General features: G+C 71.0%; 15 protein-coding genes. 6 read left to right on the plus strand and 9 right to left on the minus strand.

Annotated features, from left to right (window positions below; all coding sequences use genetic code 11):
* Positions 1–214 precede the first annotated feature (214 nt).
* From H4281_RS44190 to H4281_RS44205, 4 genes are read left to right on the plus strand one after another with little or no spacing between them, the layout of a single operon-like run.
* Positions 215–1,123, plus strand: a complete 909-nt coding sequence (locus H4281_RS44190) for an ABC transporter ATP-binding protein (protein WP_182896810.1) — start codon at positions 215–217, stop codon at positions 1,121–1,123.
* Positions 1,120–1,893, plus strand: coding sequence for an ABC transporter permease (locus H4281_RS44195; protein WP_182896811.1), 774 nt, complete (start codon positions 1,120–1,122; stop codon positions 1,891–1,893). Before H4281_RS44190 ends, H4281_RS44195 begins: the two co-directional genes overlap by 4 nt.
* Positions 1,894–1,927: 34 nt before the next feature.
* Positions 1,928–2,623 carry a response regulator transcription factor gene (locus tag H4281_RS44200; protein WP_182896854.1) on the plus strand — a complete coding sequence of 232 codons (696 nt, stop codon included), beginning with the start codon at positions 1,928–1,930 and terminating at the stop codon, positions 2,621–2,623.
* A 17-nt stretch (positions 2,624–2,640) separates the two neighbouring features.
* Positions 2,641–4,080 carry a sensor histidine kinase gene (locus H4281_RS44205; RefSeq protein ID WP_246412824.1) on the plus strand — a complete coding sequence of 480 codons (1,440 nt, stop codon included), beginning with the start codon at positions 2,641–2,643 and terminating at the stop codon, positions 4,078–4,080.
* On the opposite strand, the gene H4281_RS44210 is transcribed toward H4281_RS44205, so the two are convergent.
* A complete protein-coding gene (locus H4281_RS44210; RefSeq protein WP_182896812.1) occupies positions 4,061–5,005 on the minus strand; it encodes an oxidoreductase in 945 nt (314 codons plus the stop codon). The two genes, H4281_RS44205 and H4281_RS44210, sit on opposite strands and share 20 nt — an antisense overlap.
* A gap of 19 nt (positions 5,006–5,024) precedes the next feature.
* The gene (locus tag H4281_RS44215) at positions 5,025–5,546 is read right to left on the minus strand and encodes a hypothetical protein (protein ID WP_182896813.1); all 522 of its coding nucleotides are present in this window, start codon (positions 5,544–5,546) and stop codon (positions 5,025–5,027) included.
* 132 nt (positions 5,547–5,678) lie between these two features.
* On the opposite strand from H4281_RS44215, the gene H4281_RS44220 reads away from it, so the two are divergent.
* Positions 5,679–6,299: a TetR/AcrR family transcriptional regulator gene (locus H4281_RS44220; protein ID WP_182896814.1), complete on the plus strand. Its 621-nt coding sequence runs from the start codon at positions 5,679–5,681 to the stop codon at positions 6,297–6,299.
* Between the two features lie 25 nt (positions 6,300–6,324).
* On the plus strand, positions 6,325–7,260 hold the full coding sequence (locus H4281_RS44225; protein ID WP_182896815.1) for an LLM class F420-dependent oxidoreductase: 936 nt from the start codon (positions 6,325–6,327) through the stop codon (positions 7,258–7,260).
* Between the two features lie 64 nt (positions 7,261–7,324).
* On the opposite strand, the gene lipB is transcribed toward H4281_RS44225, so the two are convergent.
* From lipB to lpdA, 7 genes are all read right to left on the minus strand, one after another.
* Complete coding sequence (gene lipB / locus H4281_RS44230; RefSeq protein ID WP_182896816.1) at positions 7,325–8,068, minus strand: lipoyl(octanoyl) transferase LipB; 744 nt, start codon at positions 8,066–8,068, stop codon at positions 7,325–7,327.
* Complete coding sequence (locus tag H4281_RS44235; protein ID WP_182896817.1) at positions 8,065–8,694, minus strand: phosphatase PAP2 family protein; 630 nt, start codon at positions 8,692–8,694, stop codon at positions 8,065–8,067. Before H4281_RS44235 ends, lipB begins: the two co-directional genes overlap by 4 nt.
* The gene (locus H4281_RS44240) at positions 8,691–9,569 is read right to left on the minus strand and encodes a TIGR01777 family oxidoreductase (RefSeq protein ID WP_182896818.1); all 879 of its coding nucleotides are present in this window, start codon (positions 9,567–9,569) and stop codon (positions 8,691–8,693) included. The genes H4281_RS44235 and H4281_RS44240 overlap by 4 nt, the downstream gene beginning before the upstream one ends.
* Before the next feature lie 15 nt (positions 9,570–9,584).
* Positions 9,585–10,070, minus strand: a complete 486-nt coding sequence (locus H4281_RS44245) for an ArsR/SmtB family transcription factor (protein WP_182896819.1) — start codon at positions 10,068–10,070, stop codon at positions 9,585–9,587.
* 5 nt (positions 10,071–10,075) lie between these two features.
* Complete coding sequence (locus H4281_RS44250) at positions 10,076–11,185, minus strand: serine hydrolase (RefSeq protein ID WP_182896820.1); 1,110 nt, start codon at positions 11,183–11,185, stop codon at positions 10,076–10,078.
* Positions 11,186–11,296: 111 nt separating this feature from the next.
* Positions 11,297–13,096: a 2-oxoglutarate dehydrogenase, E2 component, dihydrolipoamide succinyltransferase gene (gene sucB / locus H4281_RS44255; RefSeq protein ID WP_182896821.1), complete on the minus strand. Its 1,800-nt coding sequence runs from the start codon at positions 13,094–13,096 to the stop codon at positions 11,297–11,299.
* A gap of 55 nt (positions 13,097–13,151) precedes the next feature.
* On the minus strand, positions 13,152–14,525 hold the full coding sequence (gene lpdA / locus H4281_RS44260; protein WP_037809512.1) for a dihydrolipoyl dehydrogenase: 1,374 nt from the start codon (positions 14,523–14,525) through the stop codon (positions 13,152–13,154).
* Positions 14,526–14,704 lie beyond the last annotated feature (179 nt).

Consider the following 14,704-nt stretch of genomic DNA (forward strand, 5'->3'; position numbering starts at 1 on the left):
AATCCACGACGGCTTCTTCTCAATCGGCGTCTCACTGTTGCGCACCTCAAGCCGCAACAACTTCCGCCCCTCCGGTGCAGCACTCACGATCTCCACCCTACGCCGAGGTTTTCCTGTGAACGGGACCCAATCCACCCCGTGGACGGCCGGAACGCACAGGGTTCTCCCAGAAGCTCAGCGGATTCGCCCGGAAGGGCCCGGCACGCTCGCCGGCATGACAGCGATCGAAGTACGCGGGCTCACGAAACGGTACGGGCCCGACACCGTGGTGGACGATCTGTCGTTCACCGTCGAGCCCGGGCAGGTCACCGGGTTCCTCGGGCCGAACGGGGCGGGCAAGTCCACGACGCTGAAGATGATCACCGGACTCGCCGTCCCGACCCGCGGATCGGTGACGATCGGCGGACGGCGCTACCGGGACCTCGAAGTGCCGCTCACGGAGGTCGGCGCGCTGCTCGACGCGGGCGCCGTGCACGGGGCCCGCAAGGCACGCGACCACCTTCTCGCGCTCGCGGCCAGCAACCGGCTGCCCCTGAGCAGGGTCGGCGACGTGCTCGCCCGCACCGGTCTGGAGAGCGCGGCCGGGCGGAGGGCAGGAGGGTTTTCGCTCGGGATGCGGCAGCGGCTCGGCATCGCGGCCGCGCTGCTCGGCGACCCCCGGGTGCTGATCTTCGACGAACCGGTGAACGGCCTCGACCCCGAGGGCATCCGCTGGATCAGGGACTTCATGCGCTCGCTCGCCCGGGACGGCCGCGCGGTGCTGGTGTCCAGCCATCTCATGAGCGAGATGGCGCAGACCGCCGACCGGCTGGTCGTCATCGGCAGGGGAAAGCTGCTCGCCGATACCGCGACTGCCGAACTGGCTGGTCAGACGGGCACGGTGCTCGTCCGCGCCGCTGATCCGGACGGGTTCGCCCGCCATCTGCTCGCCGCCGGAGCCACCGTGCGGGACGGTGCCGGGCGCGCGCTGGTCGTTTCCGGCCTGACCAGCGACGAGATCGGAAAACTGGCTGCGTACCACGGGGTCGCTCTTGGGGAGCTCACGCCGCAGCGGGTTTCGCTCGAGGACGCGTTCCTCGCGCTCACCGAGGACAGCATCGAGTACCAAGGGGTCGCCGCATGATGGTCTCCGGCACGCTCCGGTCGGAGTGGATCAAGCTCCGCAGCCTGCGTTCCACCTGGTACACCGTGGCGAGCCTGTTCGCCGCCGGGCTCGGTATCACCGCGCTCGCGACCGCTTCGGCGGGCGCCGAGTACGCCAAGGCGACGGCCGCGGAACGCGCGGCTTGGGATCCGACCAGCCTCAGCTTGAAGTCCTTTATCGTCGCGCAGCTGATCATCGGGGTGCTGGGCGTCCTCATCGTCACGTCCGAATACGCGACCGGGTTGATCCAGATGTCGCTCACGGCGACTCCTCGGCGGTCTCGGTTGCTGGCGGCGAAGGTGGCGCTCGCCGCAGGCGTCGCTGTCGTGGCCGGGCAGATGTTGATGTTCGCTGCTTTCCTGATCGGGCAAGGGTTTCTCGCCGGGCAGCAGTTGCCGCACGTGAGCCTCGGCGACCCTGGCGTGTTCGGCGCGGTGGTGGGCGGCGGGCTGTATCTCGCCGCGATCGCGTTGCTCGCGGTCGGCCTCGGCACGCTGATCCGGGCGACCGCGGGTGCGCTGGCCGCGCTGGTCGGGATCGTGCTGCTGGTGCCCGCGGTAGCCGACCTTTTCCCGGCCTGGATGCAGTGGCTGTTCACCTTCTGGCCGTCCAAGGGCGCGGCGGCGATCTTCTCCGTCAAGCTCGATCCGGCGTACCCGAATCCGTGGCTCAACCTCGCCGGTCTCTACGTCGGCGTGGCCGTGGTGCTGGCTGTCGCGTTCGCGGCGTTCCGCAGGCGGGACGTGTGACCGTGGTCTCCGTACGCTGGCGTTCATGGCAGGGATGACGCCCGCTCGGCTGCTGGTGGTCGACGACGAGGCCACCGTGCGGCAGCTGTTGTCCGCGGCGCTGCGGTTCGCCGGGTTCGAGGTGAGTTCCGCGGCGACTGCGGGCGAGGCACTCACTTCCGCTGCTGAGGAGCCGCCTGACCTGGTGCTTCTCGATGTGATGCTGCCGGACGCGGACGGTTTCGAGGTTGCCCGGCGCTTGCGCGAACGGCATCGGCCCGGCCACAGCGGGCCGGTGCCGGTGCTCTTCCTCACCGCCCGCGACCGGCAGGCGGACAAGGTCGCCGGACTGTCCCTGGGCGCCGACGACTACGTGACCAAGCCGTTCGATCTGGAGGAGCTGATCGCGCGGATCCACGCGATCCTCCGGCGCACGCAAGGACATCAGGTGGTGGTGACGGTGGGCGAACTGGTGCTCGACGCGGAAGGACACCAGGTGACGCGGGCCGGGCAGCCGGTCCGCGTCTCGGCCACCGAGTTCCGGCTGTTGCGGTACCTGATGGAGAACGCCGGGCGCGTGGTGTCGAAAGCGCAGATCCTCGACCGGGTGTGGCAGTACGACTTCGGCGGCGACGCCAGCATCGTCGACACCTACATCTCCTACTTGCGGCGCAAGGTCGACACTGGCGAGCCCAAGCTGATCCACACCGTGCACGGCGTCGGGTACGTGATTCGGGAACCGCGGCGGTGAGGCATCCGCTGCGCCGGATGTCGTTGCGCACCCGGCTTCTGCTGATCACGGCGGGTCTGCTGCTGGCGGGGCTCACGCTGATCAGCGCGGTCGTCTCGGACAGCCTGGAGCGCTATCAGCTCGACCGGATCGACACGCAGCTGCGCGGTTTCACCGAGCTGATCGCGCGCGTGCCGTCCGGCGGGCTGCCCGCGGGCGACCCCCAGACGTCGGTGCTGGACCCGGCGCTGGACCTGATCGGCGCCCCGTACGTGGTCTATCTGGGCGCGAACGGCGCGGTGACCGGCGGGATCCATTCCTCGCGGCTGGCGGCGGAAACCCTGCCCGCGCCCGAGGATCTGCGGTCGATCCCGGTGCACGGCCCGCCCGTCGACCTGCGGGCCGCGAACGGTTCGGAACGCTGGCGTGCGGTCGCGGCTCCGGCTCCGGGCGGGACGGTGATCGCGGCGGCTCCGCTCGCCGAGGCGGACGCCCTGATCTCCCGGTTGCGGATCAGCAGCGTCGTCACCGGCTCCGTGCTGCTCGTGCTGCTGACCGGGGCCGGCTGGTTCGCGCTGCGCGGCGGGCTGCGTCCGTTGCGCCGGATCGAGCACACCGCGGCGGCGATCGCGGGCGGCGACCTCAGCCGCCGAGTGCCCGGGATCGCCGCGCCGGGAACGGAAATCGGCCGTTTGGCGGGGTCGCTCAACACCATGCTCGGACAGCTGGAGCGCGCCTTCGCCGACCGGACGGCCTCCGAGACGCGGATGCGGACCTTCGTCGCGGACGTGAGCCACGAACTGCGCACACCGCTTTTCGGGATCAAGGGCACCGCCGAGCTGTACCGGATGGGCGCGCTGCCGGAACAGTCCGATGTGGACGAAGCCATGCACCGGATCGACCGGGAAGCGGTCCGGCTGGCCGCGCTCACCGAGGACCTGCTTTTGCTTGCCCAGCTTGACGAAGCGCCGGAAGCGCAGCTCGATCGCGCGCCGATGGACCTGCGCACGCTCGCCGGGGACGCCCGGCACTCGTTGCGTGCGCTCGATCCGTCGCGTCCGGTCGAGTTGACCGGCCCCGGCGGCGAGGGCGGGCCTGGACCGGCACCGGTGAACGCCGACGAGGCGCGGTTGCGGCAGGTCGTCACGAACCTCGTCGGCAATGCTGCCGCGCACACTCCGCCGGGGACGGCGGTTCGCGTCGGGGTCGGGACGGTGGGCGGCCGGGCGGTGCTGGAGGTGGCCGACGAAGGCCCGGGAATGACCGCGGCGCAAGCGAAACGCGTGTTCGACCGGTTCTATCGCGCGGACCGTTCGCGGGCGAGGACGCCGGGTGCGGACGCGGGTCTCGGGCTTGCGATCGCCCGGTCGCTGACGCGGGCGCACGATGGCGAGCTCGAACTGGAGACCGCGGCGGGGGAGGGCGCGTGTTTCCGGATGGTGTTGCCGCTGCTGGAGTTCAGCGCGGATCGGGAGTGATGCCGGTCAGCTCGGCGGTCAGTTCCCACAGCGCGGTCCCGGCTTCCGGATTCCGGGCCGGAGCAAGGGTGCGCACCTTCGCCGGACGGCCGCGGACGGCGAAGAGCGGTCCGAGGTAGTCGCCGCCTTCGACGTCCGGGGCGGTCGCGGCGTACAGCTGCGGCAGCGCGCCGCGTTCGACGCGTTGGGCCAGCAGCATTCCGCCGAGCTTGCCGATTTCCCGGAGGGCGGTGCGGAGCACGGGATTCCGGTACGAGCTGGCCATGTTCGTGGTCAGGCCGGTCGCGCTGTAGCCGGGATGCGCGAGCACGCTCAGCACCGTGGAGTCCGCCGCGCGGAGGCGTCGGTCCAGTTCGATGCCGAAGGTTTGGTTCGACAGTTTCGCCTGGCCGTACGCGGCTGCCGCGCGGTACGGGCGGCGTTCGGCGTTCGGGTCGTCCAAGTGCAGGTGCGCGCCGACGGCGGCGACGCTGGACAGCGTGACGACGCGGCCCGCCGGTGCGCCGCGCAGGGCGGGCATCAGCAGCCAAGTAAGCGCGGCGTGTCCGAGGTGGTTCGTGCCGAATTGCAGTTCGAAGCCGTCCGCGGTGCGGCCTTGTGCGGTGGCCATGACACCGGCGTTGTTCATCAGCACGTCCAGCGCGTCGCCGGTGAGTTCGCGCACCTTGGCGGCAGCCTCGCGGACGGACGCCAGATCGGCGAGGTCCAGCTGGACGAGTTCGGGTTTGGCGCCCGAAGCCGCGGCGCGGACCCGGGCGAGCGCGGTTTCGCCGCGTTCCGGCGAACGGCAGCCGAGCAGCACGCGGGCGCCGTGCGCGGACAGGACTTCCGCCGAACGCAGGCCGAGGCCGGAATTCGCTCCGGTGATCAGGACGGTCCGGCCGCTCTGGTCGGGGATCCGGGCCTCGGTCCAGCGTTCGTTCATCGGGCCAGCTAACTACACGTCACGCGCTCGGCGCGAGCAGGCGCATCAGATGCCCGACCGGGCCGCGCCTGCGGACCGGGCCGGTGTCGCCGGCGCGCATGAGCGCGTCGAGCGTCTGCCCGACCTTGACGATCTCGTCGGCGGGCTCGTCCGGTTCGGCGAGGCCCGCGGTGAGCGCCAGCATGTGCAGTTCGGTGCGGTGCAGCGGTTCCAGCGCGGGGCAGCGCTCCAGGGCGCCGTCCAGTGCCGCACGAAGGTCTTCGTGGTCGTGCTGCGCCTGCCGCCACGCGCGGGTGACGGCGTCGACCTGGTCGCCGGGAAGGTCCGCCTCGTCGGGATCGGCGAACTCGGCGCGCAGGTAGCCGCTGAGCAGCTGCGTCCACTTGTACTGCAGTGCCAGCAACAGGTTCTCTTCAGTGCCGAACTCGTCGGCGGCACCCGGGATTTCGGCCAGCGACAGCGGTGCTCGCGGTGCACGCCGCGCCTGGCGGACAGCGGCATCGAGGATCTCTCGCCGCCGGTAGAAGTCGGTCCAGCTCATGGTGTGGCTCCCCTTCCGTGACCCGGGTCATACTGCCGGTCTGCGGCATACTCCCGGTACGGACCTGACGCAGCCAACATACCACGGGTATGGTCCGTCGGGTCCCGGCGTAAGGTTGTGAGCGTGCCGACAATGAGGTCCCGACGACTCGACTACTCCGAGTCGACCCGATCCGCCCTGGTCGACAGCGCGGTCGAACTGTTCACGAAACGCGGATACGCGGGCACCTCGCTCGACGAGGTGGCCAAACGCGCCCGCGTCACGAAAGGCGCGCTGTACCACCATTTCAGCGGGAAGCAGGCGCTCTTCGAGGCCGCGTTCGAACAGGTCGAAAGCCTGGTCTACGACCGGCTGCAGAAGATCATGACCGGCGACGGCGAGCCGTGGGAGCGCGCGATGGGCGGGCTGCAGGCGTTCATCCGCAGCTGCCTCGACCCCTCGTATCAGCGGATCGCCATCCACGAGGGACCGGTCGTGATGGGCTGGGAACGCTGGCGCGAGGCCGAGGAGCAGTCCAGCTTCGGGCTCGTGCGGTCCGGGCTGCAGTTGCTCGTCGACGCGGGCGAGGTGGAGCCGGTGCCGGTCGACCTCACCGCGCGGCTGCTGTTCGGCGCGCTGTCGAGCGCGGCCACCGAGATCGCCGGCGCGGCCGATCCGAAGAAGGTCGGCGCCGAGATCGAGGACGTCATCACGCGGATGCTGTCGCGGTTGCGCCGTCCCGCGGGCGACCAGGAGCGGCCCGCCGCGGGCTGATCGATCCGCCGTTAGGCTGGCGGACATGGACTTGAGGATCTTCACCGAACCCCAGCAGGGGGCGAGCTACGACGACCTGCTGCGGGTCGCGCGGACCACCGAAGCCGCGGGTTACGACGCCTTCTTCCGCAGCGACCACTACCTCAAGATGGGCAGCGCGGACGGTCTTCCCGGGCCGACCGACGCGTGGATCACCCTCGCCGGCCTCGCCCGCGAGACCGAGCGGGTCCGGCTCGGCACGCTCGTCACCGCGGCCACCTTCCGCCACCCCGGCCCGCTCGCGATCTCGGTCGCGCAGGTGGACCAGATGTCCGGCGGGCGCGTGGAATTCGGCATCGGCACCGGCTGGTACGACGACGAGCACACCGCCTACGGCCTCACCCTGCCGCCGCTCAAGGAGCGTTTCGACCGCTACGCCGAGCAGCTCGCGGTGATCACCGGCCTGTGGAAGACCCCGGCGGGCGAGACGTTCTCCTACTCCGGCGACTACTACACGCTCGCCGACTCGCCCGCGCTGCCGAAGCCCGCGCAGTCGCCCGCGCCGCCGGTGATCATCGGCGGCGGCGGCAAGAAGCGCACCCCGGCGCTGGCCGCGCAATACGCCGACGAGTTCAACCTGCCGTTCGTGGACGCCGAAACCGCGCTCGCGCAGTTCGAGCGCGTCGACGCGGCGGCGAAGGCGATCGGCCGCGACCCCAAGGAGATCCTGCGTTCGGTCGCGCTCGTGCTCGCGGCGGGCCGGGACGAGGCCGAGGTCGCGCGCCGGGCGGCCGCGATCGGCCGGGAGACCGACGAACTGCGGGCCAACGGCCTGGCCGGGACCGCGGCGGAGATCGTGGACCGGATCGGGCAGTGGCGGGAGAAGACCGGGATCACCCGGCTGTACTTGCAGGTGCTCGACCTGTCCGACCTCGACCACATCGAGTTCGTGGCCTCCGAGGTCGCCCCGCAGCTGGACTGAAAAGCCGTGAAGGACTCCTTGCGGGAATCAGATTCCCGCAAGGAGTCCTTCACCGACAGCTGGGTCAGTTCTGCAGGGCGAAGGTGACGCCGGGGGCCTTCGGGGCCTCCGGACGCGGCAGCCAGCGGTCGTCGCTCACCGGCAGTTCGCCTTCGAGCGCGGCCAGCACCAGCTCCTTCGCCAGCGGCAGCACCTCGGCGACCGGGACGTCGCGCTGCAGTTCCCAGGACAGCGAGGTGACGCCCGCGTCGCGGATGCCGCACGGCACGATGTTGTCGAACGCGGCCAGGTCGGCGTTGCAGTTCAGCTCGAACCCGTGCATCGTCACGCCGCGCTGGACGCGGATGCCGATCGCGGCGATCTTGCGCTCGATGCCGCGTTCGTCGGCCGGGATCCACACGCCGCTGCGGCCTTCGACGCGGCCGGTGCGCACGCCGAACCGGTCGCACACCGCGATCAGCGCCTCCTCCAGCCTGCGCACGTAGTGCATGACGTCGATCGGGTCGGCGAGCTTCAGGATCGGGTAGCCGACCAGCTGGCCGGGGCCGTGCCAGGTGATCTTGCCGCCGCGGTCGACGTCGATCACCGGGGTGCCGTCGGCGGGCCGGTCCTCGGGTTCGGTGCGCTTGCCCGCGGTGTAGACCGACGGGTGCTCCAGCAGCAGCATGGTGTCCGGCCCGGCGTCGTCCGCGCGTGCGGCGAGGATCTCCCGCTGCAGGTCCCAGGCCTCGGTGTAGTCGATCGTCCCGACCTCGCGCACGACGAGGGGTTCGGTGGCGATGCGGCAGCTTGCGCTCGAAGAACTCACCCGTCGAGGCTACGCCTTTCGCGCGCCGGAAAGGGGATCAGCCGGAGTGCGGTCGCTGACACCAGTCCCACGCCGAGCACCGCGAGCACGGCCCCGATCGTGTCGGTGACCCAGTGCACGCCGAGCACGATCCGGCAGGCCGCGGCCAGCACGGTCGCGGCGGCGGAAATCCAGATCGCCCACCGCACAAACCGCGGCCGCAGCCAGACGCAGAGCAGGACCACGACCAGACTGGTCGCCGCCACCGAGACGACGTGGCCGCTGGGATAGCTCAGATCCGGGTACACGCGCGGACGTTGCCGCTGGAACACCGGCTTGAACGCCAGGCTGGTCAGGCGGCACAGCACAAGCACCGCGGCGAGCCGCACGCACAGCGAGAGCTGCGAGCGGTCCCGCAGCACGATCGCCGCCAGCACCACGCCGAGCACGTACGGCAGCACCGGGCCGAGGACGTTCGTCACCACGCCCGCGACCTGCCCGGCCGGGCGAGTGTCCTGTCCCTGCAAGGAGGTGGCGACCTCGACGTCGAGTTGCAGCGGCTGCCGGTCCACCAGCGACCCGAGCCAGAGAAACGCGGCGAACAGCACCACTCCAGTGACGATCCACCGGACGCGCGGCATCGTCACGTCGCCGCGGCGAGCGCGCTGTCGACGGTGCGGTGCCGGAATGCGTAACCGCTCGCCTCCAGCTTCCGCGGCACTGCGCGCTGCCCGAACAACGCCATCTCCTCGGCGGCCTGGCCGAGGGCGATCTTCATCGCGATTTCCGGCACCCACCACGGCGCGGGCCGGTGCACCGCGTGGCCGAGGGCCTTGGTGAACTCGGCGTTGGCGATCGGGATCGGGCCGGTGAGGTTGACCGGGCCGGACAGCGTGTCGTGCTCCAGGATGTGCACGAGGGCCCCGATTTCGTCGTCCAGCGCGATCCACGGCATGTACTGGCTGCCGTCGCCGAGCCGCCCGCCGAGCGCGAACCGGAACAGCGGGCGCAGCACGTCGAGCAGGCCGCCGCTGCGGGCCAGGACGAGACCGGTGCGGACCGAGACCACGCGGGCATTGGCCGCCGCCGCGGTCGCGGCCTCCCATTCGGTGCACATCTCGGCGAGAAAGCCGTTGCCCGCCTTGGTGTTCTCATCGACCACAGTGGACCCGGTGTTGCCGTAGTAGCCCACGGCGGAAGCGTTCACCAGCACCCCGATGCCGTGCTCCGCCACCGCTTCGGCGAGCACTTCGGTCGGCTCCACCCGGCTGTCGAGCAGCTGCTGTTTGCGCATTCCGCTCCAGCGGCCGGGCAGCAGCGGGGCGCCGCACAGGTTCACCACCGCGTCGACGCCGTCGAACGCGCCGTCGTCGATCCGCCCCGACGGCGGGTCCCAGCCGCGTTCGTCTTCCGCCCGCGCGGTGCGCCGCACCAGCCGGCGCACGTCGTGCCCGGATTCGCGCAGCCGTCCGGTCAATGCGGTGCCGATAAGGCCGCCGGAGCCCGCGATGAGTACCCGCATGCCTCTGATCGTGTCCTATCGGCCCGCTTCGCGCACACCCGGGCGGAGCTGACCGGCGACGTCGGCGGCAGCGGTCAGCAGCACCAGCGCGGGAATCGCGGCGGTCGGCTTGAGCCGGTAGCTGCCGCGGCGGTCCTGCTCGACGAGCCCGGCCGCGGTGAGCGCTTTCAGGTGGTGGTACAGCCGCCCCGGCGAGCTGAGTTCGGCCGCTTCCTGCAGCGCGGCCCCGGTTTGCGCGCCGTCGCGGGCGAGCAGCCGGACGAGCGCGATCCGGTCGGTGTTCGCCAGCGCGGCGAGCACCTCGGCGCGCGGCCCGTCCGGCAGCGACAGGACCGCCGGGGTCGTGAGCCGGATTTCCCAGCGCAGCTCGGGGTCGGTCAATTCACCCTGATAGCCCACGATTCCCGGCGGCCCGTCCTGGACGGGTTCGGCGGGCCGCCCCTCCAATGCGGCCATCCGGCGTTCGAGCGCCGCGACACGCTCGGCGAGGTCTTCGGTCATGCCGGTCAGTGTCCCAGCGCACGCTCCAGAGCCGCGAAGGTGCCCGGAACGAACAGCGCGTCAATGCACATCCGCTGCAGCACCGGCACGTGCGCGAAATCCTCCGGAGTGCAGTTCTTCAGGAAGATCGTGCTGGTGCCGGGACGGCGGTCGGGCCACAGCACGTCGAACCCGAGCACGAGACAGCCGGGCAGGTTGCCGCCCTTGTACAGCAAGGCTTTCGAACCTGGCGGCTTGTCGCCCGAGAGCGGCACGCCGAGGATCTCCTGCGCGAGGACGGCCGCGCGATCGCGGCTGACGGAGATCTCCTGGTGCATCCGGAACAATTGCGCGGCGCTGCCGCGTCCGCTCAACTCCGTCCACGCCATGATCGCTTCGACCGAGGGCGGTTTCTCGGCGGCGCGGGGGAGCACCTTGGCGCGGAACGACGGATCGCACGCGAACCGGTTGGACAGCGCGTCTCCCGCCGCGCGGCGGACCGCGACCGGGCTGCCCGGCGGCGGGCAGTATTCCGGGAAGTACAGCAGCAGCACCTCGCCGCCGAACATCCGGACGTCCGGCATCCGCCAGCCGCCGCGGGCCGCGGCGGCCCGCAACGCCCGGTCGCCGAGCCGGGCCCGCAGATAGTCGGCGGCGGAATTGTCGCTGATGAAGATCATCATTTCCGCGATGTTCCGCAGCGGCACGCGCTGGTCCGGATTCTTCGCGACGCCGTACTCGTCGCACGGGACGCCCAGATAGGTCAACGCGGTGTGGTGGTTGCCCTTGCCGACCGCGCCGTCGCCGATATACGGATGCCGGGCGTCCCAGTCGCCGACTCGCACCTGTTCGTCCGGGTCGAGCCGTCCTTCGGCGACCGCTGTGGTGTAGGCGAGCAGATGCACCACCTTGATCGCGGACGCGACGACGAGCGACCGGTCCGCGAGATGGCCGAACCGGCGGCCGGCGCCGTCGGAGAAAACCGCTGCCACGTCGTCGCGATGCGCCGCGAGCCGGGCGAGCCAGCCTTCGGGAGTGGATTGGTCCGGGGGATCGGCCAGCGCGAGCGAGGGCAGAACGAAAGTGGCGGCCCCCGCTGCTGCGACCGACGTGAGCAAGCTTCGTCGAGTGAGCATGCGAAGCAGTCTACTCTGATATTCCGGAATTCCGGATAAGCCGAAAGTCGTAAACGCGCAGGCCCCCGCACCCGGGTGGGTGCGGGGGCCTGCGGCCGAGGAACTACCGGATCAGAGACCCAGCTCGTCCTCGAAGTTGCCCTCTTCCAGCCGCTGCTTGATCGTGGTCAGGAAGCGGCCGGCGTCCGCGCCGTCGACCAGTCGGTGGTCGTAGGTCAGCGGCAGGTACGCCATCGAGCGGACCGCGATGGTGTCGTTGCCCTCGGCGTCGCTCACCACGACCGGGCGCTTCACCACAGCGCCGGTGCCGAGCATGCCGGACTGCGGCTGCACGATGATCGGCGTGTCGAACAGGGCGCCGTTGGAGCCGATGTTCGTGACGGTGAAGGTGCCGCCGATCAGCTCGTCCGGCTTGATCTTGTTGGCCCGGGCCCGCGCCGCCAGGTCGGCGATGCGGTGCGCGAGACCGGCGAGGCTCAGCTCGCCCGCGTCGTGGATCACGACCGAGAGCAGGCCGCGCTCGGTGTCCACCGCGATGCCCAGGTGCACGGCGCCGTGGTAGGTGATCTCCTTCGTGTCCTCGTTGTAGGACGCGTTGACGTTCGGGTGCTGCTTGAGCGCCTCGACGGTCGCCTTGGCGAAGAACGGCAGGAACGTGAGGTTGACGCCCTCGCGCTCCTTGAACGCCGCCTTCGCGCGCTGGCGCAGCTTGGCGATCTTGGTGACGTCCACCTCGTGCACCTGCGTGAGCTGCGCGGAAACCTGCAGCGACTCGCGGGTCTTGGTGGCGGTGATCTGCCGGATCCGGCTCGCCTTCTGCACGGTGCCGCGCAGGGCGGCGACCTCCGGCGAGACCGCGGCGGCGCGCGGCGCGGACGGAGCGGCGGCGGCCGGAGCGGCGGCAGTGCTGGTCTCGGGGGCCGGAGCCGCCTTCTGCTTGGCCTCGGCCGCGGCGAGCACGTCCTGCTTGCGGATGCGGCCGCCGACTCCGCTGCCGGTCAGCGACGCGAGGTCGATGCCGTGCTCGGAGGCGAGCTTGCGCACCAGCGGCGTGACGTACGGGCCGTCCGCCGACTCCGCCGGGGCCTGGGCGGCCGGAGCGGGCTTGCTCTCCTGCGCCGGGGCCGGGGCCGGGGCCGGAGCCGGAGCGGCGGGCGCGGGGGCCGGAGCCGCCGGGGCCGGGGCGGGCTTGCTTTCCTGGACCGGAGCCGGGGCGGGCTCGGGTTCCGGAGCGGGCGCGGGCTTGCTTTCCTGCGCCGGAGCGGCGGCCGGGGCGGCACCGGCGTCGCCGATGACCGCGAGCACTCCGCCGACCTCGACGGTCTCGTCCTCGCCCGCGCGGATCTCCAGCACAGTGCCGGCGACCGGCGACGGAACCTCGGTGTCGACCTTGTCGGTGGAGATCTCGAGCAGCGGCTCGTCGACCTCGACCGACTCGCCGACCTGCTTCAGCCAGCGGGTGACGGTGCCCTCGGTGACGCTCTCGCCCAGTTCGGGCAGCTTCACCTCGGTGCCCGAACCGCCCGCGGCCGGAGCGGTGTCCGGCTGCGCCGGAGCGGACTCGGCGGGGGCGGCGGATTCGGCCTGGGCAGGGGCTTCCTGCTGCTGCGGGGCGGGCTCGGGCTCCGGCTCGGCCTGCTGGGCAGGGGCGGAGGACTCGGGCACGCCGCCGGTGCCGTCGTCGATCACCGCCAGCTCGCCGCCGACCTCGACGGTGTCGTCTTCCTTGGCGCTGATCTTCACGACCGTGCCTGCCACCGGCGACGGTACTTCGGTGTCGACCTTGTCGGTCGAGATCTCGAGCAACGGCTCGTCGACCTCGACAGTGTCGCCCTCCTGCTTCAACCACCGGGTGACGGTTCCCTCGGTGACGCTCTCGCCGAGCTCCGGCAGCGTGACGGAGTAGGCCATTGTTCGCTGGCTCCCTTGATCGCTAAGACGTGGTCTGGATTGTGCTGGTTGCGCGTCAGCTGTGCACGTGCAGCGGCTTGCCCGCGAGGGCGAGGAACGCTTCGCCGAGTGCCTCGGTCTGCGTGGGGTGCGCGTGGATCAGCGGGGCGACGTCCTCCGGGAACGCCTCCCAGCTGTAGATCAGCTGCGCTTCGCCGATCAGCTCGCCGACCCGGTCGCCCACCATGTGCACGCCGACGACGGGGCCGTCCGGGGCCTTGACCAGCTTCACGCCGCCGGAGGTCTTGAGGATCTGGCTCTTGCCGTTGCCGCCGAGGTCGTAGGTGAACGTGGTGACGTCCGAACCGTACTTCTCCTTGGCCTGCGCCTCGGTGAGCCCGACGGACGCGACCTCGGGGTGCGAGTAGGTGACGCGGGGGATGCCGCGCTCGTCGATGGCGCGCGGGTTGAGGCCGGCGATCTCCTCGGCCACGAAGATCCCCTGCTGGAAGCCGCGGTGCGCGAGCTGGAGGCCCGGCACGATGTCGCCGACCGCGTAGACGTTGGGCAGGTTGGTGCGCAGCCGGTCGTCGGTGAGCACGAAGCCGCGGTCGATCTGGACGCCCGCCTCCTCGTAGCCGTGCCCGGCCGAGTTCGGGCCGCGGCCGACGGCGACCAGCAGCAGGTCGGCTTCCAGCGTCTCGCCGGACTCCAGCGACACGCTGACGCCGTTGTCGTCCTGCTTCGCGCCGGTGAACCGGACGCCGGTCTTGAAGGCGATCTTGCGGCGGCGGAACGCGCGCTCGAGCTGCTTGGAGGCGTACTCGTCCTCGTTCGGGACCAGTCGCGGGAGCGCCTCGACCACGGTGACGTCGACCCCGAAGGAGGCCCACACGCTGGCGAACTCCACGCCGATCACGCCGCCGCCGAGCACGACGACCTTCTTCGGCACGTAGTCCAGCGTCAGCGCCTGCTCGCTCGCGATGATGCGGCCGCCGAGCTCCAGGCCGGGAAGCGTGCGCGAGTACGAACCGGTGGCGAGGATGACGTTCTTGCCGGTGTAGCGCGTGCCGTCGACCTCGACGGTGGTGCCGCCGACGAACCGGCCGGTGCCCTCGACGAGGTTCACCTTGTGCGCCTTGGCCAGGCCCTGGAGGCCCTTGTACAGCCGGGAGACGATGCCGTCCTTGTACTTGTTCACCCCCGCGATGTCGATGCCCTCGAACACGGCCTTGACGCCGAAGGTCTCGGCGTCGCGGGCCTCGTCGGCGACCTCGGCGGCGTGCAGCAGGGCCTTGGTCGGGATGCAGCCCCGGTGGAGGCAGGTCCCGCCCAGCTTGTCCTTCTCGATCAGCGTGACGGAAAGGCCCAGCTCGGCCGCGCGGAAGGCCGCGGCGTAGCCGCCCGATCCGCCTCCCAGGATCACGAGGTCGGCGGAGGTGTCGCTCACTTCAATAACTCCTCGGCAGCGATAGGGGTGGAGCTTCGGTCGCCGCGGCACCCGGTATAACCGCGCGCGCGACAACAGCCATCTTGTCACTAGGCCGATCGGCGTTGCGACCTAGCCGGGCCAAGGCGGTGCTGCGACACCGGCCACACACGAACCCGGGAATAATGAAGTCCGGACTC

Source organism: Amycolatopsis dendrobii, from assembly GCF_014145675.1.
Classification (GTDB): Bacteria; Actinomycetota; Actinomycetes; order Mycobacteriales; family Pseudonocardiaceae; genus Amycolatopsis; species Amycolatopsis dendrobii.